This is a genomic window from Pseudomonas sp. Z5-35 (assembly GCF_051131945.1).
Classification (GTDB): domain Bacteria; phylum Pseudomonadota; class Gammaproteobacteria; order Pseudomonadales; family Pseudomonadaceae; genus Aquipseudomonas; species Aquipseudomonas marvdashtae.
The window spans coordinates 1,157,554-1,183,697 of record NZ_CP071640.1 but is presented as its reverse complement, the minus strand read 5'-3'; the positions used below and the strand labels follow the sequence as shown (position 1 = coordinate 1,183,697).

At 62.5% G+C, this 26,144-nt stretch carries 21 protein-coding genes; 5 read left to right on the top strand and 16 right to left on the bottom strand.

Features of this window, described 5'->3' with window-relative positions; genetic code table 11:
- The first annotated feature begins 148 nt into the window (after positions 1 to 148).
- From J3P95_RS05600 to J3P95_RS05580, 5 genes are all read left to right on the top strand, one after another.
- Positions 149 to 1,306, top strand: a complete 1,158-nt coding sequence (locus J3P95_RS05600; RefSeq protein WP_434578367.1) for an efflux RND transporter periplasmic adaptor subunit — start codon at positions 149 to 151, stop codon at positions 1,304 to 1,306.
- Positions 1,303 to 4,419, top strand: coding sequence for a multidrug efflux RND transporter permease subunit (locus J3P95_RS05595; RefSeq protein WP_434578368.1), 3,117 nt, complete (start codon positions 1,303 to 1,305; stop codon positions 4,417 to 4,419). The genes J3P95_RS05600 and J3P95_RS05595 overlap by 4 nt, the downstream gene beginning before the upstream one ends.
- 9 nt (positions 4,420 to 4,428) lie before the next feature.
- Complete coding sequence (locus J3P95_RS05590) at positions 4,429 to 5,103, top strand: heavy metal response regulator transcription factor (protein WP_434561355.1); 675 nt, start codon at positions 4,429 to 4,431, stop codon at positions 5,101 to 5,103.
- Complete coding sequence (locus tag J3P95_RS05585) at positions 5,096 to 6,457, top strand: heavy metal sensor histidine kinase (protein WP_434626379.1); 1,362 nt, start codon at positions 5,096 to 5,098, stop codon at positions 6,455 to 6,457. The genes J3P95_RS05590 and J3P95_RS05585 overlap by 8 nt, the downstream gene beginning before the upstream one ends.
- A gap of 146 nt (positions 6,458 to 6,603) precedes the next feature.
- A complete protein-coding gene (locus J3P95_RS05580) occupies positions 6,604 to 8,088 on the top strand; it encodes a sensor domain-containing diguanylate cyclase (protein ID WP_434581288.1) in 1,485 nt (494 codons plus the stop codon).
- An 89-nt stretch (positions 8,089 to 8,177) separates the two neighbouring features.
- Here J3P95_RS05580 and lpxC read toward each other — a convergent pair whose 3' ends face one another.
- The 16 genes from lpxC to mraZ all read right to left on the bottom strand — a co-directional run bounded on the left by lpxC (position 8,178) and on the right by mraZ (position 26,016).
- Positions 8,178 to 9,089: a UDP-3-O-acyl-N-acetylglucosamine deacetylase gene (gene lpxC, locus J3P95_RS05575; RefSeq protein WP_095106092.1), complete on the bottom strand. Its 912-nt coding sequence runs from the start codon at positions 9,087 to 9,089 to the stop codon at positions 8,178 to 8,180.
- Positions 9,090 to 9,201: 112 nt separating this feature from the next.
- The gene (gene ftsZ, locus J3P95_RS05570; RefSeq protein WP_135847083.1) at positions 9,202 to 10,395 is read right to left on the bottom strand and encodes a cell division protein FtsZ; all 1,194 of its coding nucleotides are present in this window, start codon (positions 10,393 to 10,395) and stop codon (positions 9,202 to 9,204) included.
- A 101-nt stretch (positions 10,396 to 10,496) separates the two neighbouring features.
- The gene (gene ftsA, locus J3P95_RS05565; RefSeq protein ID WP_003205342.1) at positions 10,497 to 11,756 is read right to left on the bottom strand and encodes a cell division protein FtsA; all 1,260 of its coding nucleotides are present in this window, start codon (positions 11,754 to 11,756) and stop codon (positions 10,497 to 10,499) included.
- A 15-nt stretch (positions 11,757 to 11,771) separates the two neighbouring features.
- A complete protein-coding gene (locus J3P95_RS05560; protein ID WP_018606096.1) occupies positions 11,772 to 12,638 on the bottom strand; it encodes a cell division protein FtsQ/DivIB in 867 nt (288 codons plus the stop codon).
- A 3-nt stretch (positions 12,639 to 12,641) separates the two neighbouring features.
- Positions 12,642 to 13,607 carry a D-alanine--D-alanine ligase gene (locus J3P95_RS05555; protein WP_434561353.1) on the bottom strand — a complete coding sequence of 322 codons (966 nt, stop codon included), beginning with the start codon at positions 13,605 to 13,607 and terminating at the stop codon, positions 12,642 to 12,644.
- Positions 13,604 to 15,064, bottom strand: coding sequence for a UDP-N-acetylmuramate--L-alanine ligase (gene murC / locus J3P95_RS05550; protein ID WP_434561351.1), 1,461 nt, complete (start codon positions 15,062 to 15,064; stop codon positions 13,604 to 13,606). Before murC ends, J3P95_RS05555 begins: the two co-directional genes overlap by 4 nt.
- Positions 15,057 to 16,127 carry an undecaprenyldiphospho-muramoylpentapeptide beta-N-acetylglucosaminyltransferase gene (gene murG / locus J3P95_RS05545; protein WP_434561349.1) on the bottom strand — a complete coding sequence of 357 codons (1,071 nt, stop codon included), beginning with the start codon at positions 16,125 to 16,127 and terminating at the stop codon, positions 15,057 to 15,059. Before murG ends, murC begins: the two co-directional genes overlap by 8 nt.
- Complete coding sequence (gene ftsW / locus J3P95_RS05540) at positions 16,117 to 17,334, bottom strand: putative lipid II flippase FtsW (RefSeq protein WP_434561347.1); 1,218 nt, start codon at positions 17,332 to 17,334, stop codon at positions 16,117 to 16,119. Before ftsW ends, murG begins: the two co-directional genes overlap by 11 nt.
- Positions 17,331 to 18,677: a UDP-N-acetylmuramoyl-L-alanine--D-glutamate ligase gene (gene murD / locus J3P95_RS05535; RefSeq protein ID WP_434578371.1), complete on the bottom strand. Its 1,347-nt coding sequence runs from the start codon at positions 18,675 to 18,677 to the stop codon at positions 17,331 to 17,333. The genes ftsW and murD overlap by 4 nt, the downstream gene beginning before the upstream one ends.
- Before the next feature lie 5 nt (positions 18,678 to 18,682).
- On the bottom strand, positions 18,683 to 19,765 hold the full coding sequence (mraY, locus tag J3P95_RS05530; protein WP_186610987.1) for a phospho-N-acetylmuramoyl-pentapeptide-transferase: 1,083 nt from the start codon (positions 19,763 to 19,765) through the stop codon (positions 18,683 to 18,685).
- Entirely contained in the window at positions 19,765 to 21,132 is a 1,368-nt protein-coding gene (locus tag J3P95_RS05525; protein ID WP_434578374.1) for a UDP-N-acetylmuramoyl-tripeptide--D-alanyl-D-alanine ligase, read from the bottom strand. The genes mraY and J3P95_RS05525 overlap by 1 nt, the downstream gene beginning before the upstream one ends.
- On the bottom strand, positions 21,125 to 22,588 hold the full coding sequence (locus tag J3P95_RS05520; RefSeq protein WP_434578376.1) for a UDP-N-acetylmuramoyl-L-alanyl-D-glutamate--2,6-diaminopimelate ligase: 1,464 nt from the start codon (positions 22,586 to 22,588) through the stop codon (positions 21,125 to 21,127). The genes J3P95_RS05525 and J3P95_RS05520 overlap by 8 nt, the downstream gene beginning before the upstream one ends.
- On the bottom strand, positions 22,588 to 24,327 hold the full coding sequence (locus J3P95_RS05515; protein ID WP_434563712.1) for a peptidoglycan D,D-transpeptidase FtsI family protein: 1,740 nt from the start codon (positions 24,325 to 24,327) through the stop codon (positions 22,588 to 22,590). The genes J3P95_RS05520 and J3P95_RS05515 overlap by 1 nt, the downstream gene beginning before the upstream one ends.
- Entirely contained in the window at positions 24,327 to 24,620 is a 294-nt protein-coding gene (gene ftsL, locus J3P95_RS05510) for a cell division protein FtsL (protein ID WP_003178214.1), read from the bottom strand. The genes J3P95_RS05515 and ftsL overlap by 1 nt, the downstream gene beginning before the upstream one ends.
- Positions 24,617 to 25,564: a 16S rRNA (cytosine(1402)-N(4))-methyltransferase RsmH gene (gene rsmH / locus J3P95_RS05505; protein ID WP_434561339.1), complete on the bottom strand. Its 948-nt coding sequence runs from the start codon at positions 25,562 to 25,564 to the stop codon at positions 24,617 to 24,619. Before rsmH ends, ftsL begins: the two co-directional genes overlap by 4 nt.
- Positions 25,561 to 26,016: a division/cell wall cluster transcriptional repressor MraZ gene (mraZ, locus tag J3P95_RS05500; RefSeq protein ID WP_003178209.1), complete on the bottom strand. Its 456-nt coding sequence runs from the start codon at positions 26,014 to 26,016 to the stop codon at positions 25,561 to 25,563. Before mraZ ends, rsmH begins: the two co-directional genes overlap by 4 nt.
- Positions 26,017 to 26,144: the final 128 nt, after the last annotated feature.

The following is a 26,144-nucleotide window of genomic DNA, read 5'->3' as shown; positions in this document are numbered from 1 at the left end:
GGGCAGATTCAATCGAGACTGACCGTCTGACAGGAAGTCGGGACAAAACTGACAGCCGTGACAGCTAGCCGTCACCTTCCTGACGGGCTCACAACGCTATATAAGAAAGCCCAAGAATTCCTTCGTCCCGAACCGGCGTTTCACGTTCATGCCTATCCAGAAAAAAACCGTCTTGCTTGTCGTGCTATTGATCGCCCTGGCCGCCCTCGCCCTCTGGTTTGCCATCAAGCCCGTCGCCACCCGACCCAGCGCGTCCGCCGCCGTACCGGTGAGGGTCGTCAGCGTGGTCGAAAAGGACGTGCCGCGCTTTGCCAGCGGTATCGGCACGGTGCTGTCGCTGCACAGCGTGGTGATCCGTTCGCAGATCGACGGCATCCTTACCAGGCTGCTGGTCAAGGAAGGACAACTGGTGAAGAAGGGAGACCTGCTGGCGACCATCGATGATCGCTCGATCCGTGCCAGCCTCGACCAGGCCCGCGCCCAGCTCGGCGAGAGCCAGGCGCAACTGGCCGTGGCCCAGGTCAACCTCAAGCGCTATAAATTGCTGAGTGTCGATGACGGCGTATCCAAACAGACCTACGACCAGCAACAGGCCTTGGTCAATCAGCTCAAGGCCTCTGCCCAAGGCAACCAGGCGGCCATCGACTCGGCCCAGGTGCAATTGTCCTACACCCAGATCCGCTCCCCGGTGACCGGTCGCGTCGGCATTCGCAACGTCGATGAAGGCAACTTCCTGCGAACCAGCGACACCGAAGGCTTGTTCACGGTGACCCAGATCGACCCGATTGCGGTGGAGTTTTCCTTGCCCCAGCAAATGTTGCCGACCTTGCAGCGATTGATCGCCGCCCCCGACCAAGCCTTGGTCAAGGCCTACATCGGCGCCGATGACGCCACCGGGGACCCACTCGGCGAGGGGCGGCTCAGCCTCATCGACAACCAGATCAATACCAACACCGGGACCCTGCGGGCCAAGGCTGAATTCAATAACGCCGCGCAACGGCTGTGGCCGGGGCAACTGGTCACCCTGAAAATCCAGACAGCCATCGAAAAAGGCGCCCTGGTGGTGCCACCCACCGTGGTCCAGCGCGGGCTGGAGCAACACTTCGTGTACCGGGTCAAAGGCGACAAGGTGGAAAGCGTGCCGGTAGAAATGGTCTACCAGGATAGCGGCATGCACATCATCAAGGGGGTGAGCGCCGGCGACCAATTGGTGAGCGACGGCCAGTCACGGCTCAAGCCCGGCGCCAGCGTCCAGGTACTCGGCGATCCCCCCGCCCTCGCCAAGACCGGGCAGGCGCAGCCATGAAGGGCCGCGGCTCGATATCGGCGTGGTGCATCGACCACCCCATCGCCACGGTGCTGCTGACATTCGCCCTGGTGTTGCTGGGGTTGATCGCCTTCCCTCGCCTGCCCGTCGCGCCGTTGCCCGAGGCGGAATTCCCGACTATCCAAGTCAGCGCCCAGTTGCCTGGCGCCAGTCCCGAGACCATGGCTTCGTCGGTGGCGACCCCGCTGGAAGTGCAATTCAGCGCCATCCCGGGCATCACCCAGATGACCTCCAGCAGCGCGTTGGGCTCGACCAACCTGACCCTGCAATTCAGCCTCGACAAAAGCATCGACACCGCGGCCCAGGAAGTCCAGGCGGCCATCAACACCGCAGCCGGCAAGCTGCCCAACGACATGCCGAACCTGCCGACCTGGCGCAAGGTCAATCCAGCCGACAGTCCGGTGCTGATCCTCAGCATCAGCTCAGACCTGATGCCAGGCACCGAGCTGAGCGATTACGTCGAAACCCTGCTCGCCCGCCAGATCAGCCAGATCGACGGCGTCGGGCAAATCTATATCACCGGCCAGCAACGCCCGGCGATCCGGGTCCAGGCCTCGGCCGACCGACTCGCGGCCATCGGCTTGACCCTGGCCGACCTTCGCCTGTCCCTCCAGCAAGCCAGCCTCAACCTTGCCAAGGGTGCGCTGTACGGAGAGTCGAGCATTTCCACGCTGTCCACCAACGACCAGTTGTTCAAGCCCGAAGAATACGGCGAATTGATCGTTTCCTACCGGGACGGCGCGCCGGTTCACCTCAAGGACATCGCCAAGGTCGTCAACGGTTCGGAAAACGCCTACGTCCAGGCCTGGTCCGACGATCAGCCCGGGGTCAACCTGGTCATCTTCCGCCAACCGGGAGCGAACATCGTCGAGACCGTCGACCGCATCCAGGCGGCCCTGCCGACCTTGGAAGCCATGTTGCCCGCCGCGGTGCAGGTCAAGGTGATGATCGACCGTACGCAGACCATTCGGGCATCGCTGCACGAAGTGGAGATCACCTTGGTGATCGCGGTGCTGCTGGTGGTGGCGGTGATGGCGCTGTTCCTGCGCCAGCTCTCGGCGACCCTGATTGTCTCGGCGGTGCTCGGCGTGTCGTTGATCGCCAGTTTCGCCCTGATGTACGTGATGGGGTTCAGCCTGAACAACCTGACCCTGGTGGCCATCGTCATCTCGGTGGGGTTCGTGGTGGACGACGCCATCGTCGTCGTGGAAAACATCCACCGGCACCTGGAGGCCGGCGAAGGCATGCGCGAGGCGGCGATCAAGGGCGCCGGGGAAATCGGCTTCACCGTGGTTTCCATCAGCCTCTCGCTGGTCGCGGCGTTTATCCCGCTGTTGTTCATGGGCGGCGTGGTCGGTCGTCTGTTCAAGGAGTTCGCCCTGACGGCCACCTCGACCATCCTGATTTCGGTGGTGGTGTCCCTGACACTGGCGCCCACCCTGGCGGCGTTGTTCATGCGCGCCCCGACGCACCATGCTCACGCCAAGCCCGGGTTCGGCGAACGTCTGCTGGGTTGGTACGAGCGGGGCTTGCGCAAGGCCCTCGCCCATCAGAAGCTAATGATCGGCGTGTTCGGCCTGACCTTGGCGCTTGCGGTAGTGGGCTACGTGTTCATTCCCAAGGGTTTTTTCCCGGTGCAGGACACTGGCCTGGTGCTGGGCACCAGTGAGGCGGCCGCCGACGTGTCGTTCCCGGACATGGTGGCCAAGCACAAGGCCCTGGCCGAGATCGTTGCCGCCGACCCGGCAGTGCAGACTTTCTCCCACTCCGTCGGCGTCTCGGGCAACAACCAGACCATCGCCAACGGCCGCTTCTGGATCGCCCTCAAGCCCCGGGGCGAGCGCGATGTATCGGCCAGCGGCTTCATTGACCGGATCCGTCCCAAACTGTTGAAGATCCCCGGCGTCGTGCTGTACCTGCGGGCAGGGCAAGACATCAACCTCAGCTCCGGCCCCAGCCGCGCTCAGTATCAATACGTGCTCAAGAGCAACGACGGACCGACCCTCAACACCTGGACGCAGAAACTCACCGACAAGCTGCGCGGCAATCCGGCGTTCCGCGACATCTCCAACGACCTGCAACTGGGCGGCAGCATCACCCACATCAACATCGACCGCAGCGCCGCGGCGCGTTTCGGCTTGACCGCCACCGATGTCGACCAGGCGCTGTACGATGCCTTCGGCCAGCGCCAGATCAACGAATTCCAGACCGAGACCAACCAGTACAACGTAATCCTGGAGCTCGACACCCAGCAACGTGGCAAGGCCGAAAGCCTGGCGTATTTCTACCTGCGCTCGCCACTGAGCGGGGAAATGGTGCCGCTCTCGGCCCTGGCCCGCTTCGATGCGCCCACCAACGGCCCGCTGTCGATTGCCCATGACGGCATGTTCCCGGCGGCGAACCTGTCGTTCAACCTGGCGCCCGGGGTGGCGCTGGGGGATGCAGTGCGCCTGCTCGACCAGGCCAAGAACGAGATCGGCATGCCCGCCGCCATCACCGGTAATTTCCAAGGCGCGGCCCAGGCGTTTCAAAGTTCGCTGGCGAGCCAGCCGTGGCTGATCCTCGCCGCGCTGGTGGCGGTGTACATCATCCTTGGCGTGCTCTACGAGAGTTTCGTGCACCCGCTGACGATCATTTCCACGTTACCCTCGGCCGGCCTTGGCGCGCTGATCATGCTCTGGCTGCTGGGCCAGGATTTTTCGATCATGGCGTTGATCGGGCTGGTGCTGCTGATCGGCATCGTCAAGAAGAACGGCATCCTGATGATCGACTTCGCCCTCGACGCCCAGCGCAATGGCGGGATGACGCCGCAGGACGCGATTTTCCAGGCCTGCCTGACCCGCTTCCGTCCGATCATCATGACCACCCTGGCTGCCCTGCTCGGTGCCCTGCCGCTGATGCTCGGCTACGGCGCTGGCGCGGAATTGCGCCAGCCCCTGGGCATCGCGGTGGTTGGCGGCCTGCTGGTGAGCCAGGCGCTGACGTTGTTCACCACTCCGGTCATATACTTGTGGCTCGAGCGACTGTTCCATCGGCCCGCCCAGCACCCAGGGCCGGCGCCGACGGCGACGCTGGCAAGCACAGACCACTGAGGCGGGCCCATGCGCGTTCTGATCATCGAAGACGAAGAAAAAACCGCTGACTACCTGCACCGCGGCCTGACCGAACAGGGCTACACCGTGGACGTGGCGCGGGACGGCGTCGAAGGGCTGCACCTGGCCCTCGAAAGCGATTACGCGGTGATCGTGCTCGACGTCATGCTGCCGGGGCTGGATGGCTTTGGCGTGCTGCGTGCCTTGCGCGTGCGCAAGCAGACGCCGGTGATCATGCTCACCGCCCGCGAACGGGTCGAAGACCGCATCAAGGGCCTGCGCGACGGTGCCGACGATTACTTGGGCAAACCCTTCTCCTTCCTTGAACTGGTGGCCCGCTTGCAAGCCCTGACTCGCCGCAGCGGCGGCCATGAACCGGTGCAGGTCAGCATCGCCGACCTGTGGATCGACTTGATCAGCCGCAAGGCCACCCGCGCCGGCCAGCGCCTGGACCTGACCGCCAAGGAGTTCTCGCTGCTCAGCGTCCTGGCCCGTCGCCAAGGCGAAATCCTCTCGAAAACCGCCATTGCCGAAATGGTCTGGGACATCAACTTCGACAGCGACGCCAACGTCGTCGAAGTGGCGATCAAACGGCTGCGGGCCAAGCTCGACGGACCGTTCGAAGAAAAATTGCTGCACACCATTCGCGGCATGGGTTACGTGCTGGAGAACCGAGGTGAGTAATAGCATCGCACTGCGCCTGAGCGGCATGTTCACGCTGGTCGCGGCGCTGGTGTTCCTGCTGATTGGCGGCGCCCTTTACCAGCAGGTCGAAAAAGGCCTGGGCCTGTTGCCGGAAGCCGAACTCGATGCCCGCTACAGCGTGCTTGAATCCACCGTCGGGCGTTTCGGCACGCCCGAGCACTGGGTGAAAATCAACAACAAGCTGCGGTTGCTGGGCGAAGAAGACAAGCGCATCCATTTCTGGGTCGTCAGCGGCGACCCGCGCTTTGAATACGGCAACCCCGCCCCTCAGGTCCGCGCCGTTGCCCAAGGCCCGCTGGGCAAGCACGACCTTGTATTGCCCGACCGGCATTATCCGATGAAGGTCCTGGTGAGCCAGTTCCCGGCCAAGGACCAGCGTCCGCCGTTGCGGTTCATGATCGGCATCGACACCGAGACCTTCTACCAGACCCAACATCATCTGCTGGTGGCGCTGGTGAGCCTGGCGTGTATCGGCGTGCTGCTGGCTTCCTTGCTGGGCTATTGGGTTGCGCGCATCGGCCTCAAGCCCCTCATCAAGTTGTCCGATGAAGCCCAGCGCCTGGCCCCGCCCCGCCTCACCGGTCGCTTGCGCTTGTCGCCGTTGCCGCCGGAACTCAGCCAGTTCGTCAGTTCGTTCAATGCCACCCTCGATCGCGTGGAACAGGCGTACTCCCGGCTCGAATCGTTTAACGCCGATGTCGCCCACGAACTGCGCTCGCCGCTGACCAACCTGATCGGCCAGACCCAAGTGGCGCTGACCCGCGGGCGTTCGGCCGAGCATTACTTCGAAGTGCTGCAATCGAACCTCGAAGAACTGGAGCGGCTGCGCTCGATCATCAATGACATGTTGTTCCTGGCCAGCGCGGACCAGGGCAGCAAGGCCACCAAGCTGACCACCACCTCCCTGGCCGACGAGGTGGCAACCACCCTCGATTACCTGGACTTCATCCTCGAAGACGCCCAGGTCCAGGTTTGCGTCAGCGGCGATGCACAAGCCACGATCGAAATCGCCCACCTGCGCCGGGCGCTGATCAACCTGCTCAGCAACGCCGTTCAGCACACCGCGCCCGGACAAGTGATCGATGTGCAGATTGAAGTCCTCGGCGACCAGGTCTGCCTTGGCGTCACCAACCCCGGCGAGCCGATCGCCGGCGAGCACCTGCCGCGTCTGTTCGAGCGCTTCTACCGGGTCGATGCCTCCCGCAGCAACAGTGGCGCCAACCACGGGCTGGGCCTGGCCATCGTCAAGGCGATTGCGCTGATGCATGGCGGCGATGTGTTCGTGCGCAGCGACCGGGGCGCAAACACCTTCGGCATCCGTTTGCCGGCCTGAAATAAGCCACGATGTGCATTGCTCAATTCCAGTGCCACACGCACAATCTTGCAAAAGGCCAGCATTGTCTGATGCCAGTCATCCGCAGTTGAAGATGAGCAGCCTATGGGAAGGATCCCAGCCACATGACAATGCAGATCGGAATCATGAACGCGAGCAGTGCAACACCCGGCAAGATCCCCCTTTCGATACGTTCGGAACGGGTACTCGTATTGGCCAGCTCGCTGGTTGTGATTGCCATCCTGAGTATCGTGACGTTCCTGCTGATCCGGGAACATGCCAGCGCCCAACAGGCGGCGACGCGGGCGGCGAGCAACATCGTGCAGCTGATCGACGCCGACGTGCTGCGCAACGTTGAACTCTACGACCTATCCCTGCGAGGTTTGATTGCCGCTGCAAAGCGCGACGATTTGAAAGACGTTTCGCCAACGATTCGCCATCTCGCCCTGTTCGACCGCGCCACCGCCGCGCCCTACAAAGGCGACATCCTGGTGCTCGACAAGCGTGGCGATGTGATCGCCGATTCCGCCTCGGTAGAACCACGTAGAGGCAATTACGCCGATCGGGAATATTTCCAGTCCCACCTTCCGGACCCCAACCCGGGCATGAAAATCAGTCGCCCATTCCGGGCCAGGAGCCAGCCGCACGATTGGCGCATCAGCTTCAGCTATCGGTTGAGTGATGACCGGGGCGATTTCACGGGCGTGGCCGAGGCAGCGATGCGCCTGGGCTACTTCAGCCAACTGTTCAAAAGCCTGAACATCGGTCACGGCGGAACGGTCAATCTGGTCAGCCGTGACGGCATCCTGCTCGCGCAGGAACCACCGCTGGCCGAAGACATGATCGGCAAGGATTTCAGCAATCGGCCGAATTTCGTGCGCATCCTGCGCGAAGGCGATGGCAGCTTCACCAGCGTGTCGAGCGTGGATCAGACGCAACGTCTCTACACCTTTTCCCAAGTGGGCGACTTGCCTTTGATAGTCGTCGTCGCGCTCTCCTCCCAGGAAGTCTTCGCTTCATGGAAACGCACGGTGTTGCTGGTCAGTGGCGCCACGGGCGCGCTGTGCATCACCTTGCTCTGGCTCACCTGGTTGCTGCGCCGGGAATTGCGACGCCGCCACCACGCCGAACGGGAGCTGGCGCAACTGGCATCCGTCGATCCGCTGACAGGCCTGGCCAACCGTCGGACCCTGGACCAGACGCTGCATCTGGAATGGCTGCGTGCGCAACGCTCCGGCCAGCCGCTGTCGGTCCTGATGATCGATGCAGACCACTTCAAGGCGCTCAACGATCGCCTTGGCCACCAACGTGGCGACCAGGCCTTGCGCGCCCTGGCGCAACTGATCGGCGAGCATGTTCGGCGACCGGCCGACTTGGCTGCGCGCTACGGAGGCGAGGAGTTTTCAGTGGTGCTGCCGGAAACCACCACCGCAGGAGCGTTCAGCATGGCGCAGAACATTCGTGAAGCGGTGGAGCAGTTGCCTGGCGACGTGCCCATGACCGTCAGCATCGGCATCGCCACTTGGGCCCAGGGGCCGTACAGCGAACTCGAACAACTGCTGCTTGCCGCCGACAAGGCGCTTTACCAGGCCAAGGCCAGCGGGCGTAATCGGGTTGTTTGCGCGATGTAAGACAGCCACAAAGTGCTTATGCCCCGAACTCCAGGTATAAAAAAGGGCCACCCGAAGGCAGCCCTTAAAAAACTAGAGAGGTTTTTTGCTTACACGGCCGCTACAGGGCGCATGTAAGAGATTGGTGCGGTGCTGGCGTCTTCGAACGTCACGACTTCCCAAGCGTCTTTCTGCTCAATCAACTTGCGCAGCAGCTGGTTGTTCAGTGCGTGGCCGGACTTGAAGCCCTTGAACTCACCAATCAGGCTGTTGCCCAGCAGGTAGAGGTCGCCGATTGCATCGAGGATCTTGTGCTTGACGAATTCGTCTTCATAACGAAGGCCGTCTTCGTTCAATACACCGTCGGAATCGACCACGATCGCGTTTTCCACACTGCCGCCGAGTGCGAGGTTGTGCTTGCGCAGGTACTCGATGTCACTCATGAAACCAAAGGTACGGGCGCGGCTGACTTCTTTTACGAACGAAGTGCTGGAAAAATCCACGCTTGCACTTTGGGTGCGGTCACGGAAAACCGGGTGATCGAAATCGATCTCGAAGCTCACCTTGAAACCTTCGAAAGGGACGAAAGTGGCGCGCTTGTCGCCGTCTTCCACTGTCACTTCCCGCAGGATGCGGATGAATTTCTTGGCCGCGTCCTGTTCTTCCAGGCCAGCCGATTGAATCAGGAATACAAAGGGTCCGGCACTGCCATCCATGATCGGGACTTCGGACGCGGAGAGCTCGACGTAGGCGTTATCGATGCCCAGGCCAGCCATGGCCGAGAGCAAATGCTCCACCGTGTCCACTTTGACGTCACCGTTGACCAGTGTGGTCGACATAGTGGTTTCGCCAACGTTTTCCGCGCGAGCAGGGATCTGCACCACAGGGTCGAGGTCGGCACGACAAAACACAATGCCGGTGTCGACAGGCGCAGGCTTGAGGGTCAGGTAGACCTTCTCGCCGGAGTGCAGGCCGACACCTGTGGCACGGATAATATTCTTCAGGGTGCGTTGTTTAATCATGGCATGGGCCGCTTCAGCGCAAATTGCGAACTGGTATCAACAAAGGCTGGCGATGATAGCAGACCAGACCTTTGCTGAACACCAATCACCCGTATACCCCTGATACATTCCATCAATCGGCCTGACGACGCAGGAATGCCGGGATGTCCAGGTAATCCAGATCGTCTTGCGGATTCATCTTCGCGGCAGTCGCAGTACCGGCCTGGGCCTGGTTGCGCATGACGGTCGGACGGTCCAGGTCACGGTAGTTCACCGCCGGTGCTTCCTGACGGGAGGACACTTGTTGTTGCGGTTGCGAAGCCATTGAGGTGTGAACGGTATTGTCGATAACCTTTACCGGCTTCTCGATTTTAGCGCCCAGACCCGTGGCAACCACGGTGACGTGCAACTCGTCGCGCATGTCCGGATCGATAACGGTACCGACCTTGACCATTGCGTGCTCGGAAGCGAAGGCTTCGATGATGCTACCCACGTCGGAGTACTCACCCAGGGACAGGTCAGGACCGGCGGTGATGTTCACGAGGATGCCGCGCGCACCTTGCAGGTTCACGTCTTCGAGCAACGGGTTGCGGATGGCCGCTTCGGTCGCTTCGCGCGCACGGTTCGGACCGCTGGCGCAGCCAGTGCCCATCATCGCCATGCCCATTTCGCTCATGACAGTCCGTACGTCGGCAAAGTCGACGTTGATCATGCCAGGACGCTTGATGATGTCGGAGATACCGCGAACGGCACCGGCCAGTACATCGTCAGCCTTGGCGAAAGCCGACAAGAGGCTTGCGTCTTTACCGAGGATGGTCAGCAGCTTCTCGTTAGGGATGGTGATCAACGAGTCGACGCTTTCAGACAGCAGACGGATACCTTCGTCGGCGATCTGCATACGCTTGCGACCTTCGAAAGGGAACGGACGAGTCACCACCGCAACGGTGAGAATGCCCATTTCCTTGGCCACTTCGGCAATGATTGGCGCCGCACCGGTACCGGTACCGCCGCCCATGCCCGTGGTGATGAACACCATGTTGGTGCCTTGCAGGACTTCAGCAATGCGCTCACGGTCTTCGAGAGCGGCCTGACGGCCCACTTCCGGGTTGGCGCCAGCGCCAAGGCCTTTGGTCACGCCAGTGCCCAATTGCAGGATGGTCCGTGCGCCGATGGATTTCAGCGCCTGGGCATCAGTGTTGGCGCAGATGAACTCAACGCCTTCAATGTTGCTCTTGACCATGTGGTTGACAGCGTTGCCGCCGCCACCGCCGACACCGATTACTTTGATAACCGGGCTAGCGGGGATGTTGTCTACGAGTTCAAACATGTTCCCTCTCCTTACATTCTCTAGTTTTTTTTCGCCTACTGCGTTTTTACCGCCTTCTAGCGCCAAGCCTGAGCTTGCCGCTTGAAGCTTGAAGCTTGCTGCTAAAAATTACCTTTCACCCAAGCCTGGAGCCGCTCGAAAAGCGGCGCTTTCGGCTCGTCGCTGCTGTAGCTGTCACGGCTGCCGATCCCCGAGAACGAGATCCCGTCGGATTGCTTTTGCAGGCCATACATCAACAGGCCCACGCCGGTGGAATAGATCGGGTTGCGGACCACGTCATCGAGGCCCTTGACGCCATGGGGCACGCCCAGGCGCACCGGCATGTGGAAAATCTCTTCGGCCAGTTCGACCGCGCCTTCCATCTTCGACGTACCGCCGGTCAGCACGATGCCGGCCGGGATCAAGTCTTCGTAGCCACTGCGACGCAGTTCGGCCTGGATCAGCGTGAACAGCTCGTCGTAGCGCGGTTCGACCACCTCGGCCAAGGCCTGGCGCGACAGTTCGCGCGGTGGACGGTCGCCAACGCTTGGCACCTTGATGGTTTCACCGGCACCGGCGAGTTTCGCCAGGGCGCAGGCGTAGCGGATCTTGATTTCCTCGGCGTACTGGGTCGGGGTGCGCAACGCCATGGCGATGTCATTGGTCACCTGGTCGCCGGCAATCGGAATCACGGCCGTGTGGCGAATGGCGCCTTCGGTGAAGATCGCGATGTCAGTGGTGCCGCCGCCGATGTCCACCAGGCACACGCCCAGTTCTTTCTCATCGTCGGTCAACACCGAGTAGGCCGACGCCAGTTGCTCAAGGATGATGTCGTCGATTTCCAGGCCGCAGCGGCGCACACATTTTTCAATGTTCTGTGCAGCGTTCACGGCGCAAGTCACCACGTGGACCTTGGCTTCGAGGCGCACGCCGGACATGCCCAGCGGCTCGCGCACGCCTTCCTGGTTATCGATCACATAATCCTGCGGCAGGGTGTGCAAGACACGCTGGTCGGCCGGAATCGCCACCGCTTGGGCCGCGTCGAGCACGCGCTCAAGGTCGGCGGAGCTGACTTCGCGATCACGAATCGCCACGATGCCGTGGGAGTTCAGGCTGCGGATGTGATTGCCAGCAACGCCGACAAACGCCGAGTGGATCCGGCAACCGGCCATCAGCTGCGCTTCTTCGATGGCGCGCTGGATCGATTGCACGGTGGACTCGATGTTCACCACCACGCCTTTTTTCAAGCCACGGGACGGGTGTGTACCGATCCCGACGATGACCAGCGTGCCGTCGTCCGCGACCTCGCCTACCAGCGCAACCACCTTGGAAGTGCCGATATCCAGACCGACGATCATTTTTCCGCTTTGCACGTTTGCCATGGGTCCTGCCTCTTCTTAATTCTTCGCGACAGCGGGTTCGGCTGTCGTCGGCGCTACAGGTTCCCGCCAGCCAACAGCGAGGCCGTTGGCGTAGCGCAGATCGATGCGCGCGATGTTCGTAATCTGTTCTTTGAGCGTCTTGTCATAGATGGCAATGAAGCGGCGCATCTTTTCCACCAGGTTGCCGCGCCCGAGCAGCAGCTCGATGCCGGGCCCCGAGCTGCCCGCGCCAGTGGTCAGAAACCAACTGCCGCGCTCACGCAGTTCCAGGCGTGCGATGGAGAAGCCCAGCGGCCGCAACATCTGACTCAACACCTGGTATTGCTGCATCACTTTCTGCTGGGCCCGTTGAGGCCCGAACAGTTGTGGCAAATGTTCGTAGTTCGCCAGTTCCCGTGGCGTGAACGCCTGGCCCTGGTTGTTCAACAGCGACTCGTCGCCCCAACGGGCCACTGGCAATTGTTCTTCCAGGCGAATCGACACCTGGTCGGGCCATACCCGCCGTACTTCGGCGTGGGCGATCCAAGGCATCTGCTCCAGCTCCGTGCGCATGCCGGCCAGGTCGATGGTGAAGAAGCTCGACGCGACGAACGGCGCGATCCGCTGCTGCACCGCCTGCTGGCTGATGTAGCTCAGGTCGCCCTGGACGTTGATCCGGGCGATTGGCCGGTCGGCATAGGGCAGCAACCGTTGTGCGCCTTCATACGTACCGAACCCCAACGCCACCAGCAGCACCGGCCAGAACAAGCTCTTGAGAAAACCAAAATTGGCTTTCGGCAAGCGCGCCGACATCGGCTCTTTGGCCACCATTCGGCTGGCACCCCGCGGCACCGGCTTGCGACCGGGAGCGGATGGCTGATGACGAAGCGATGCGCCTTGCATGGCTTAACCTCTTGGCTCTTGGTTGCCGACACTGGCGGCCAGGATCGACAGCACCAGTTGCTGGAAATCCAGACCGGCGGCACGGGCCGCCATCGGTACCAGGCTGTGATCGGTCATGCCGGGAGCGGTATTGACTTCCAGGAACCAGAACTGCCCGTCGGCGTCCTGCATCACGTCCGCGCGGGCCCAACCGGCGATCCCCAGCGCCTCACAGGCCTTGGCCGTGAGCTCCATCAATTGTTTTTCCTTGGCGGCATCCAGCCCGCAGGGAATGCGGTACTGGGTGTCATTGGCGATGTACTTGGCGTCGTAGTCGTAGAACGTGTGGGGCGTGCCCAGCGCGATAGGGGGCAACACCTGGTCACGCAGGGTGGCGATGGTGAACTCCGGACCGGTGATCCACTGTTCGACCAACACTTGCGAATCGTAGGAACTGGCGTCCTTCCATGCGGCGGTCAACTCAGGCAGCGAATTCACTTTCGCCATGCCGATACTTGAACCTTCATGGGCCGGTTTGACGATCAAGGGGAAGCCCAGTTCCGTCGCCGCCGAAATACAATCGGCCTCGCTCGCCAGCACGGCGTGACGCGGCGTCGGAATGCCGAGGCTGTGCCAGACCTGCTTGGTGCGCAGCTTGTCCATTGCCAGGGCGGAAGCCAGGATGCCGCTGCCGGTGTAAGGGATGCCCAAGCACTCGAGCAGACCCTGCATGCTGCCGTCTTCGCCGCCGCGACCGTGGAGAATGATGAAGGCCCGGTCGATTTTTTCGCTCAGCAGGCGCTGCAGGAAATCGTCGCCCACGTCGATACCGAACGCGTCGACACCGGCGCTTTGCAAAGCGAGCAGCACGGCATTGCCGGACTTGAGGGACACCTCGCGCTCGGCGCTCTTGCCACCGAACAGCACGGCCACGCGGCCGAAGGCTTTCGGGTCCAGGGTCGAGACCAGGTTGGCGTAGGCAGCAGTCATTTCAGTTTCCCCTCGCTGGAAGCCACGATTGCCCCAGCGAATAACGGACTATTCAACAGTTTCGGGGCCAGGCCACCGATGTCACCAGCACCCTGGCAAAGCAGGATGTCGCCGGCGCGCAGCAGCGGCTTGACCAGCGGCGCGAGGTCCACGCCGCGCTCGATGTAGATCGGGTCCAACTGACCGCGCTGGCGGATGCTGTGGCACAACTGGCGGCTGTCAGCACCCGGGATCGGCTCTTCGCCGGCCGGATAGACTTCCATCAGCAGCAGCACGTTGGCGTCGGCCAGCACCTGAACGAAATCGTCGTACAGGTCGCGGGTGCGGCTGTAGCGGTGCGGCTGGTAGACCATCACCAGGCGCCGTTCCGGCCAGCCACCGCGCACGGCCTTGATCACCGCCGCGACTTCGGTCGGGTGGTGGCCATAGTCGTCCACCAGCATCACGTTGCCGCCGTCCACCGGCAGTTCGCCGTAGACCTGGAAGCGTCGGCCCACACCCTGGAAGCCAGACAGGCCCTGGACGATGGCTTCATCGCTGACGCCTTCGTCGGTGGCGATGCAGATGGTGGCCAGCGAGTTCAGCACGTTGTGGTTGCCGGGCATGTTCACCGACACGTCCAACGGTTCGCGATCAGGGCGCAGCACGGTGAAGAACGTTTGCATGCCTTGCTGGCGCACGTTGATGGCGCGCACGTCGGCGTCTTCGCCAAAACCGTAGGTCACGGTCGGACGCTTGATCAGCGGCAGGATCTCGCGCACCACCGGATCGTCCAGGCACACCACCGCCAACCCGTAGAACGGCAGGTTGTGCAGGAATTCGACGAAGGTTTTCTTCAGTTTGTTGAAGTCACCGTCGTAGGTCGCCATGTGATCGGCGTCGATGTTGGTGACCACGGCCACCAACGGTTGCAGGTGAAGGAAACTCGCGTCGCTCTCGTCGGCTTCGGCGATCAGGTAGCGGCTGGTGCCCAGCTGGGCGTTGGTGCCCGCGGCATTCAGGCGACCACCGATCACGAACGTCGGGTCCAGGCCACCGGCGGCGAACACCGAGGCGATCAGGCTGGTGGTGGTGGTCTTGCCGTGAGTACCGGCGACGGCGATGCCATGGCGATAACGCATCAGCTCGGCGAGCATCTCGGCTCGCGGCACCACGGGGATGCGCCGTTCCAGGGCGGTGGCGACTTCCGGGTTGGAGGTGTTCACGGCGCTGGAAACCACCAGCACATCGGCGTTGGCGGCGTTCTCGGCGCGGTGGCCGATGAAAATCTGCGCACCGAAGGATTCCAGGCGCTCGGTGACCGGCGAAGCCTTCAGGTCGGACCCCGAGACCTGGTAACCCAGGTTCAGCAACACCTCGGCGATCCCGCACATGCCCACGCCGCCGATCCCGACGAAGTGGATGCGGCGGATACGGCGCATTTCCGGCTGCGGCATGGCTTTGCGATTCTCAACCATGGGCCACCTCCAGGCAGGTATCGACCACTTGGGCAGTGGCATCGGGTTTGGCCAGGCGGCGCGCGGCGCGGGCCATGTCTTCGAGTGTTTGCGGCTGCATCAAGACCTCTGTCAGGCGCGCGGCAAGATCCGCGGCGCCAGTCGTTCTTTGTGGCATCAGGAAGGCAGCGCCTTCACGGGCCAAATAATCGGCGTTGCGGGTCTGGTGATCGTCGATGGCGTGGGGCAAAGGCACCAGCATCGAGGGCAGACCGGCGGCAGCCAGTTCACTGACGGTGAGCGCGCCTGCGCGGCAGACCACCAGGTCGGCCCAGCCATAGGCTTGGGCCATGTCTATGATGAACGGCTGCACTTGCGCCTCGACGCCGGCGGCGCGATAGCGTTCGGCGGTCACTTCATCGTGGTTTTTGCCAGCCTGGTGAAACACCTCCGGGCGCAGTTCGGGAGCGACCTGCGACAGGGCTTCGGGCAGCAATTTGTTCAACGGTTCTGCGCCCAGGCTTCCGCCCAGGATCAGCAAACGCGCCTTGCGTCCGGCCAGGGCCGGGCGCGGTGTTGCGAGGAACAGCTCCGTGCGCACTGGATTACCGGTGGTGCGACGGCTGCCCGACAGGGTAAAGGTGTCGGGGAAGGCTTCACAGACCCGGGCGGCCAATGGCACCAGTAACCGATTGGCGGTACCGGCTACGGCGTTCTGCTCGTGAACGATCACCGGCACACCGGCCAGTTTCGCCGCGACGCCACCTGGGCCGGTCACGTAGCCACCGAATCCGACGACACAGACCGGCCGCAGCCGACGAATGATCGCCCGCGCCTGCCAGATCGATTTGAGCAGCATCAGTGGCGCCTTGAGCAGCGACAGCTTGCCCTTGCCGCGCAGGCCGCTGGCGTTGATCCGATGCAGCTCCAGGCCGGCGGCCGGCACCAACTCATTCTCGATGCCCCGTGGCGTGCCCAGCCAGTGCACGGTATAGCCGCGCGCCTGGAACTCCCGCGCACAGGCCAGCGCCGGGAACACATGCCCACCGGTGCCGCCCGCCATGATCAGCACGTTAGCGCCCATGAGTCGGCTCCTCGGCGAAGTCGCTCTCTTGGAATTCCATCTCTTCGCTGCCCAGATGCGTGCGACTCTCCCACTCGATGCGCAGCAACAAGCCGAGACAGGCGCAGCAGATTACCAGGGAGCTGCCGCCGTAACTGAGGAACGGCAGCGTCAGACCCTTGGTCGGCAACAGACCAACGTTCACGCCGATGTTGATCAGGAACTGACCAATCCACAGGAACGACAGGCCATACGCCACGTACGCGGCAAAAAACTGCTTGGCCTTCTCGGCCCACAAACCGATGTACATGCCGCGCACGCAGACGAAGACGAACAGCGCGACGGTCAGCAGCGAACCGACCACGCCCAGCTCTTCGGCGAGGACCGAGAACACGAAGTCGGTGTGGGCTTCCGGCAGGTAGAACTGCTTCTGCACGCTATTGCCCAGGCCTACGCCCAACCATTCGCCGCGCCCGAAAGCGATCAGCGCCTGGGTCAGTTGATAGCCGGAACCGAACTGGTCGGCCCATGGGTCGGTAAAGGTGATCAAACGCGCCATCCGGTAAGGCTGCGCCTGAACCAGCACGGTCACCGCGCCGACCGCCAGCGCCACCATCAGGGTGAAACGGAACAGCCCGACACCGCCCAGGAACAGCATCGCCGCCGCCGCACCCATCATGACTACAGTGGCGCCGAAGTCCGGTTCCATCAGCAGCAGGCCGGCCATCGGCAAAAGCACGATGAACGGCTTGAAGAAACCCATCCAGCTTTCGCGCACTTCTTTCTGGCGCCGCACCAGGTAACCGGCGAGGTAGATCACCACGAACACCTTGGCGATTTCCGAAGGCTGGACGTTGAAGAAGCTGAAGCCGATCCAGCGCATGGAACCGTTGACCTCACGGCCGATGCCGGGCACCAGCACCATCACCAGCAGGCCGAAGGCGCCGAGCAGCATCATCCAGCCCAGGCGCTGCCAGGTGGCGATCGGCACCATCATGGTGACGATGCACGCGCCCAGCCCGATCACCAGGTAAATCAGGTGACGGATCATGTGATAAAGGGTGTTGCCCGACTGCACGGCGGCCACTTCCGACGACGCGGAGGTAATCATCACCAGGCCCAGGCCGAGCAATGCCAGGCAACCGGCGAGCATCGGGAAATCCAAGTCGATGCCGCGCCCAGTGATCAGCGGCGACGGGTACGGTTTGATGATGTTCAGCAGGTTCATGCCAAGTCCTCCGTGGCCCGAGCGAACAACTGCCCGCGCTCTTCGTAGTTCTTGAACATGTCAAAACTGGCGCAGGCCGGAGACAACAGCACCGCATCGCCTCGGTGCGCGAGGGCACGGCATTGCTGTACCGCCTCGTCCAACGAACCCACGCGAACCAACGGCACGGCATCGCCGAGGGCATGGGCGATCAATTCCCGGTCGCGGCCCATCAGCACCACGGCGCGGCAGTTGACCGCCACCGGGTCGCGCAGATCCTTGAAGTCGGCGCCCTTGCCGTCGCCACCGGCGATCAGCACGAGTTTGCCTTCGATGTCCGCGCCCAATCCTTCGATGGCGGCCAGCGCGGCGCCGACGTTGGTGGCTTTGGAATCGTTGTACCAGGCCACGCCATCCAGGTCGCGCACCCACTGGCAGCGATGTTCGAGACCGGCGAAGCTGCGCAGGGCCGAGAGCATGGCGTCGAACGGCAGCCCGACCGCGTGCCCAAGCGCCAAGGCCGCGAGTGCATTGGCCTGGTTGTGGGCGCCACGAATCTTCAATTCGCGCACGGGCATCAGGTTCTGGAATTCGAAGGCCAGGTATTTCTCGCCGTTCTCTTCGCGCAAACCGAAGCCTTTGAAATCCGGAACGCCGAGGCCGAAGGTCCAGCAAGGCAGCCCTTCGCTCATCAACGGCCGTGTCAGCGCGTCTTGCCGATTGAATACCACCTGCCGCGCGCCACGGAAGATCCGGTGCTTGGCCAGGTGATAGGCCGGCAGGCCGCTGTACCGGTCCATGTGGTCTTCGCTGATATTGAGCACGGTCGCCACTTCGGCGCCCAGGTCATCAGTGGTTTCGAGCTGGAAGCTGGACAGTTCCATCACGTACAGCTCGACGTCGTCGCTGAGCAGGTCCAGCGCCGGGGTGCCGAGGTTGCCGCCCACGGCGACACGCTTGCCGGCCGCAGCCGCCATTTCACCCACCAGGGTGGTGACGGTGCTCTTGGCGTTGGAGCCACTGATGGCAACGATCGGTGCCTTGGCGTTGCGGGCGAACAACTCGATGTCACCGGACAATTTCACCCCACGAGCGGCGGCAGCCTGCAGGGCCGGGGTCGCCAAGGCCAAGCCGGGGCTCACGTAGAGCTCATCGGCACGGCACAGGAACTCGACGTCCAGCTCGCCACAACGCACATCTACCTGAGGATAGTCACGACGCAGCGTGGCCAGCTCAGGCGGATTTTCCCGCGTATCGGCCACGGCGAACGACACGCCCCGGTTCGCCAGGAAGCGAACCAGGGACATGCCGCTCTTGCCGAGGCCGACAACGATGCGGAAGTGGTCAGAAGCGATCAGGGACACGCGCTCTACCTCAGCTTCAGGGTGGCAAGGCCGACCAGTACCAGAATCACGGTGATGATCCAGAAACGGACGATCACGCGCGGCTCGGGCCAGCCCTTGAGTTCAAAGTGGTGGTGGATTGGCGCCATGCGAAATACCCGGCGGCCGGTCAATTTAAAGGAGGCCACCTGAATGACGACTGACAAGGTCTCCATCACGAACACGCCGCCCATGATGAACAGGACGATTTCCTGGCGGACGATGACGGCGATGGTGCCCAGGGCCGCGCCCAGCGCCAATGCGCCGACATCACCCATGAAGACCTGGGCCGGATAGGTGTTGAACCAGAGGAAGCCCAGGCCGGCACCGATCAGCGCGCCGCAGAAAACAATCAGTTCACCGGCGCCCGGTACATAAGGAATCAGCAGGTATTCAGCGAATTTCACGTTACCCGACAGGTAGCAGAAGATCCCCAGCGCGCCGCCGACCATGACCGTCGGCATGATCGCCAGGCCGTCCAGGCCATCGGTGAGGTTGACCGCGTTGCTCGAGCCGACGATCACCAGGTAGGTCAGCACGATGAAGCCCGCGCCGAGTGGGATGCTGTAGTCCTTGAGCATCGGCAGGATCAGGGTGGTTTCCACCGGCGACGCGGCGGTCATATAAAGGAAGATCGCCGCGCCGAGGCCGAACACCGACTGCCAGAAATATTTCCAGCGGCTTGGCAGCCCGCGGGAGTTCTTCTCGATGACCTTGCGATAGTCGTCCACCCAGCCGATGGCGCCGAACAGCAGCGTCACCAGCAGCACGACCCAGACGTAACGGTTCGCCAAGTCGGCCCAGAGCAAGGTACTGATGCCGATGGACGACAGGATCAACGCGCCCCCCATGGTCGGCGTGCCGGATTTGGACAGGTGCGATTGCGGGCCGTCGTTACGAACCGACTGGCCGATTTGCAGGCTCTGCAAGGTGCGGATCATCCACGGGCCCAGGAACAGCGACAACGACAGCGCGGTCAGCACACCCAGGATCCCGCGCAGGGTCAGGTACTGAAAGACCGCGAAGCCTTTGTGGAACTGTTGCAGGTACTCCGCTAGCAGCAGCAGCATTAATGTTTCTCCATACGGGTGCCGCACAAAGCCGCGACGATATTTTCCATCGCTGCGCTGCGTGAGCCCTTGATCAATAGGGTGGTGTTCGGGTCTTGCTCGGCGCCCAGGGCCTGGATCAGCTCGGCCTGAGTGGTGAAATGCCGCGCGTTCTCGCCAAACGCGGCGACCGCATGAGCCATCATCGGGCCGACGGCGTACAACGCATCGACCTTGCCGCGTGCATAGGCGCCGACATCGTGATGACCTTGTTGCGCCCACTCGCCCAGTTCGCCGATATCCCCCAACACCAATACGGTGCGACCGGAGAAACCGGCAAGGATATCCACCGCTGCGCACATGGACGTCGGGTTGGCGTTGTAGGTGTCGTCAATGACGCGCATGCCGTTGCTCGCCAGCTGCGCGACGGTACGCCCCTTGACGGGTTGCACGGCATTCAAGCCGGCGACGATGCCCGGCAGCGGCACGCCCAGGGCATGGGCGGCGGCGGCGGCAGCCAGGGCGTTGGCAACGTTATGAGTGCCAAGCAGGTTCAACTGCACGCGTTCGGCACCGTCGGGGCTGTGCAGATTGAAAGCCGGGCAACCACGGACGTCGCGGCCCAGGTCGCTGGCGTAGAAATTCGCGGCGAGGTTGCTCAGGGCGAAGGTCAACACCTTGCGCTCGCCCGCCCGGGCCTTCCAGATTTCGAAGGCCTTGTCGTCGAGATTCAGCACGGCGACGCCTTGGGCATCCAGCCCTTCGATGATCTCGCCCTTGGCCTCGACGATTTTTTCCGGGCCGCCGAACTCGCCGACATGGGCGGTCCCGGCATTGTTGAGCACGGCCACGTGGGGCTTGGTCATGCCGACGGTGTAGGCAATCTCGCCCAGGCGCGAAGCGCCGAGTTCGATGACGGCGGCGCTGTGTTCCTGCGCCAGCTCCAGCAGGGTCAGCGGTACGCCGAGATCATTGTTCAGGTTGCCGCGGGTCGCCAATACCGGACCGCGGGTGCGCAGGATGCTCGCGAGCATTTCCTTGACCGTGGTCTTGCCGCTGGAGCCGGTGATGGCCGCGACTGGGTTGGCAAACGCCGCGCGATTCTGCGCGCCGAGCAGGCCCAAGGCCTGGCGACTGTCGCTGACCAGCAGTTGCGGCAGCGTACTGTTGGTCACTTCCCGCTCGACCAGCGCCGCGACCGCGCCTTTGCCCGCGACCTCGTTCAAGTAGTCGTGGCCATCGAAACGCGGACCGGCCAGGGCGACGAACAATTGCCCCGGCGCGATGGCCCGGCTGTCAATGCTGACGCCGTCAAAACTGGCGTCGGCGGCGATAAGGCGCGCGTTCAAGGCGTTGGTCAATTCGCTGAGCTTGAGGGCCTTAAGCATGGGCCACCTCCCATGCGCTCAAGGCGTGATCGGCTTCCACCAGATCGGAAAAAGCATGGCGTTCGCCGTTGATTTCCTGATAGTCCTCATGCCCCTTTCCGGCCAGGACGACAACATCGTCCGCCGACGCACTGGCGATCAGTTGTGCAATGGCCTGGCCGCGACCGGCCACGAAGTCGACGTTATCGACCTGCGAGAAACCGGCGCGGATATCATCGAAAATCCTCTGCGGGTCTTCGCTACGCGGATTGTCATCGGTCACAAGCACACCATCGGCCAGCCGCTCGACGACTTCACCCATCAACGGACGCTTGCCTCGGTCACGATCACCGCCACAGCCGAACAGGCACAGCAACTTGCCCTTGGCATGCGGGCGCAAGGCCGTGAGAACTTTTTCCAGCGCGTCCGGCGTGTGGGCATAATCGACCACCACCAACGGCTGGGTGCCGCCGCCCAGGCGCTGCATGCGACCGGCCGGACCCTCGAGTTGCGGCAGCACTTTGAGAATTTCGTCAAGTGCGTAGTCCAGCCCGAGCAAGGCGCCGATGGCTGCCAAAACGTTGCTCAGGTTGAAGCGGCCCAGCAGAGTGCTGCGCAGGAAATGCTCGCCCTGGGGCGTGACCAGCGTGGCGCGCACGCCTTCGTCATTGAATTGCGCTTGGCGGATATAAAGGTAGGCGCTGCTGTCTTCCAGGCTGTAGGTGATCAACCGGGACTCGCGTTGCTCGGCGGCCAGTTGCCGGCCGAACTCGTCATCGATATTGATGACCCGGCACTTCAAGTTGTTCCAGGCAAACAGCCTGGCCTTGGCTTCACCGTAGGCCTGCATGGTGCCGTGGTAATCCAGGTGATCGCGGGACAGGTTGGTCAGCACGGCGACATCGAATGCCAGTGCGCTGACGCGGCCCTGATCAAGGCCATGGGAAGAAACCTCCATCGCAACGGCCTTGGCACCGGCCTTCTTCAGGTCGGCCAACGTAGCTTGTACAGCAATCGGATTTGGCGTGGTGTGCAGGCCGCTCTGCAGCGCACCGTGGAAACCGTTGCCCAGCGTCCCGACGATGCCGCAGTGCTGCCCGAGCAGGTCCAGCGCCTGCGCCACCAGTTGGGTGACGCTGGTCTTGCCGTTAGTGCCGGTCACGCCGATCAGGTTCAGGTGACGGCTCGGCTCGCCATAAAAACGTCCGGCAATATCCGACAATTGTGCCGCCAGCCCCTTGACCGGAATCAGCGGCACATCGGTGATGGGCAGCACGGTGGCGCCGTTGACCTCATAGGCCACCGCCGCCGCTCCGCGCTTCAGGGCGTCGGCAATGTGCGCGCGACCATCGAACCGGGCGCCCGGCACCGCCAGGAACAGGTCTCCAGCGCGTACGTCACGGCTATCAAGGGCCAACTCGCGAATCAACAAGTCGTGGCCGGCGTGGGCAAAAATCTTGTTCAGGCTCAGGGACATCAGCCACGCCCTCCGTCGGCTTTCAATGGAACGACCGGGGCGGTACTCGCCTGCTGGGTCGGTGGCAGGTTGTCCGGGGTGATGTTCATCAGCCGCAGCGTGCCGGACATGACTTTGCTGAACACCGGCGCAGAAACCAGGCCGCCGAAATAGCCGGCCTTGCTCGGTTCATCGATGACCACGACGATGGCATAACGCGGGTCGCTCATCGGGCCGAAACCGGCAAACAGCGAGCGGTAGGAGTTCTCGGCATAGCCCTTGGTGCCGACAGAAGTCTTGCGCGCCGTACCGGACTTGCCGGCAACGTGATAAGCCGGCACCTGGGCGCGATATACACCGCGCGGCGCCTCGATCACTTGTTGCAGCATGCCCTGCATCGTCTTCGCGACGTCTTCCGGAATCACTTGGGTGGTCTGCGGCGCCTTGTCGGTCTTGACCAGGGTCAGCGGCGCGATACGCCCATTGTTGGCCAGCGCGGAAAACGCGTGGACGAGCTGGATCGCGGTCACGGAAACACCGTAGCCGTAGGACAACGTGGCGGTTTCCGCCTTGCGCCATTCACGATAGTTGGGCAGGTTGCCGACGCGCTCGCCCGGGAAACCCAGGCCAGTGTCCTGGCCGAGGCCGATTTTCTGGGCCAGGCGATAAATCGCCTCGCCACCGATATCGAAGGCGATCTTGCTCATGCCGACGTTACTGGAATTGATCAGGATGCCGGTCAGGTCGAGCACCGGTCCTTCTGTCTTGGATACGTCGCGAATGGTGTACTTGCCGATCTGCAACGTACCCGGATAGACCTCGACGGTGTCGCTTGGCTTCCAGCGTCCGGTTTCCAGGGCAGCGGCCATGGACACGGCCTTCATGGTCGAACCCGGCTCGAATACGTCGATCATCGCGCGGTTGCGCATCATCGCCGGCTGCAGGTTGCGACGGTTGTTCGGGTTGTAGGTCGGCTGGTTGACCATCGCCAGGATCTCGCCAGTCTTGACGTCCATGATCACCAGGCTACCGGCCTTGGCACCGTTCTCGACGATGGCGTTGCGCAGCTCGCGGTTGGCCAGGTATTGCAGGCGCAAGTCAATGGACAACGCCAAGGGCTTGCCGGCCTTGGCGTTTTTCGTAACCTGGACATCCTTGATCAGCCTGCCGCGCCGGTCCTTGATGACCTGGCGCTTGCCGGCGACTCCAGCGAGCCATTCGTCATAGGCCAGTTCGACCCCTTCCCGTCCCCGGTCATCGATATCGGTAAAACCGACCATGTGGGCGGTAACTTCACCGGCCGGGTAGAAACGCCGGAACTCTTCGATGCCATAGACGCCCGGCACTTTCAGGTCGAGCACGCCCTGGCCTTGCTCAGGCGTCAACCCGCGCACCAGATAGATAAATTCTTTGTTGGCCTGGGCTTCAAGACGCTCGGCGAGTGCCTTGGGATCCTGGCCGAGGGCTGCAGCCAATGCCGGCCACTTTTCCTTGGCTTGCTGCATTTCCTTGGCGTTGGCCCACAGGGTGGTTACCGGGGTGCTTACGGCAAGGGGCTCGCCATTGCGGTCAGTGATCAAGCCACGGTGCGCCGGGATCGGGATATGACGCACGCTACGCGCATCGCCCTGCCCCTTGAGAAAGTCGCGGTCGACGACTTGCAGGTCGATGATGCGCCAGGCAATCGCTGCGACCATGATCCCGAGCAAGCCCAGGACCAGACGAAACCGCCACGGGAACAGCGCCCCTTCGAGTTTCATCATGGCGCCACCATCTGCACTTCGGCGGCGCCGGGAATGCGCATTTTCAGTTGCTCGGTGGCCAGTACTTCGATGCGGCTATGGGCAGTCCAGGTACTCTGTTCCAGGATCAACCGGCCCCACTCGGCCTGAGCCTTGTCGCGCACGCTCAGCTCGTTATAAAGAGTGTTGAGCAGCTGACGATTCCAATGGGCGCTGTAGGACACGGCGATAGCCGACACGAGCACGCCAATAAAAAGCAGCAGCATGAAAAAGCTGCCGCCCGGCAACGGCTTGGCGAAGAGCTTGCTCACCGCAACTTCTCCGCGACACGCATGACAGCGCTACGGGCGCGCGGATTGGCCTTGAGTTCTGCCTCGGAGGCGAACTGCGCTTTGCCGTGGATCTTGATCTTGGGGACGAACGCTTCGAAACGCACCGGCAGGTTGCGCGGCAGGTTGTCGGCTTCGCCTTTGGTGAGCTTGCGCATGAACAGCTTGACGATACGGTCTTCCAGGGAATGGAAGCTGATCACCACCAGGCGACCACCGATCTCCAGCGCTTCAAGGGCCGCTTCAAGGCCGGCCTCAAGATCGCCCAGTTCGTTGTTGACATGGATGCGCAGCCCCTGGAAAGCGCGGGTCGCTGGATTCTTGCCTTTTTCCCAGGCCGGATTGGCGACTTTCAGCACTTCGGCCAAGTCACCGGTACGCTCGAACGGCTTGACGTCGCGACGTTCGACTACCGCGCGCGCCATGCGCCCCGAAAAACGTTCTTCGCCATATTCCTTGAAGACACGGGCGATTTCTTCCACCGCAGCGGTGTTGACGAATTCGGCGGCGCTGACTCCGCGGGACGGATCCATGCGCATGTCCAGCGGGCCGTCGTTGAGGAAACTGAAGCCCCGTTCCGGGTCGTCCAACTGCGGCGACGACACGCCAAGGTCCAGCAGCACGCCACTGATCTTGCCGGCCAGGCCACGCTGGACGACTTCCGAACCGAGCTCCGCAAAGCTGCGCTGCACAACGACAAAGCGGCCGTCTTCGGCCGCTAGCGCTTGCCCGGTGGCAATCGCTTGAGGATCCTTGTCGAACCCCAGCAGCCGACCGTCCGGACCGAGCTGGCTGAGGATCAGCCGACTGTGCCCGCCACGCCCGAACGTGCCGTCCAGATAGCAGCCATCAGGACGTACGGCGAGAGCCTCGACGGCTTCGTCAAGCAGTACGGTGATGTGGTTAAAGCCGCTATCAGTAGTCACAGGATCAAATCACGTAGTTCATCAGGCATGGCGCCCGGTTGTTGAATAGCAGCAAGGTCGGCGGCGGAAACCGCATTCCAGGCATCTTCGTCCCACAGTTGGAACTTGTTCAGTTGGCCCACCAGCATCGCGCGTTTATCCAGCTTGGCGTATTCGCGCAGACGCGGTGGCACCAGGAAACGCCCGCTACCGTCGAGTTCGAGGTCGACGGCATTGCCGATCAGCAAGCGCTGCAAGCGGCGGTTTTCTTCACGCAACGAAGGCAGTGCGCGCAGTTTGGTTTCGATGATTTCCCATTCATCCAGCGGGTAGACCGACAAACATGGGTCAACAGCGTCGATCGTGACGATTAACTGACCCGAACTTCGCGAAACGAGCTCGTCACGATACCGGCTGGGCATGGCGAGCCGGCCTTTTGCATCGAGACTGATTGCGTTAGCTCCGCGAAACACGTCTGCGTTTCTCCACTTTTGGGCGGTTTACGTTCAAAAAAACCCACTTCATGCCACTTTCCGCCACTTGCGCACACTATAGGAATGCGCCCACCGCACCGTCAAGGCGCGAATTGAAGGAAAAGCCT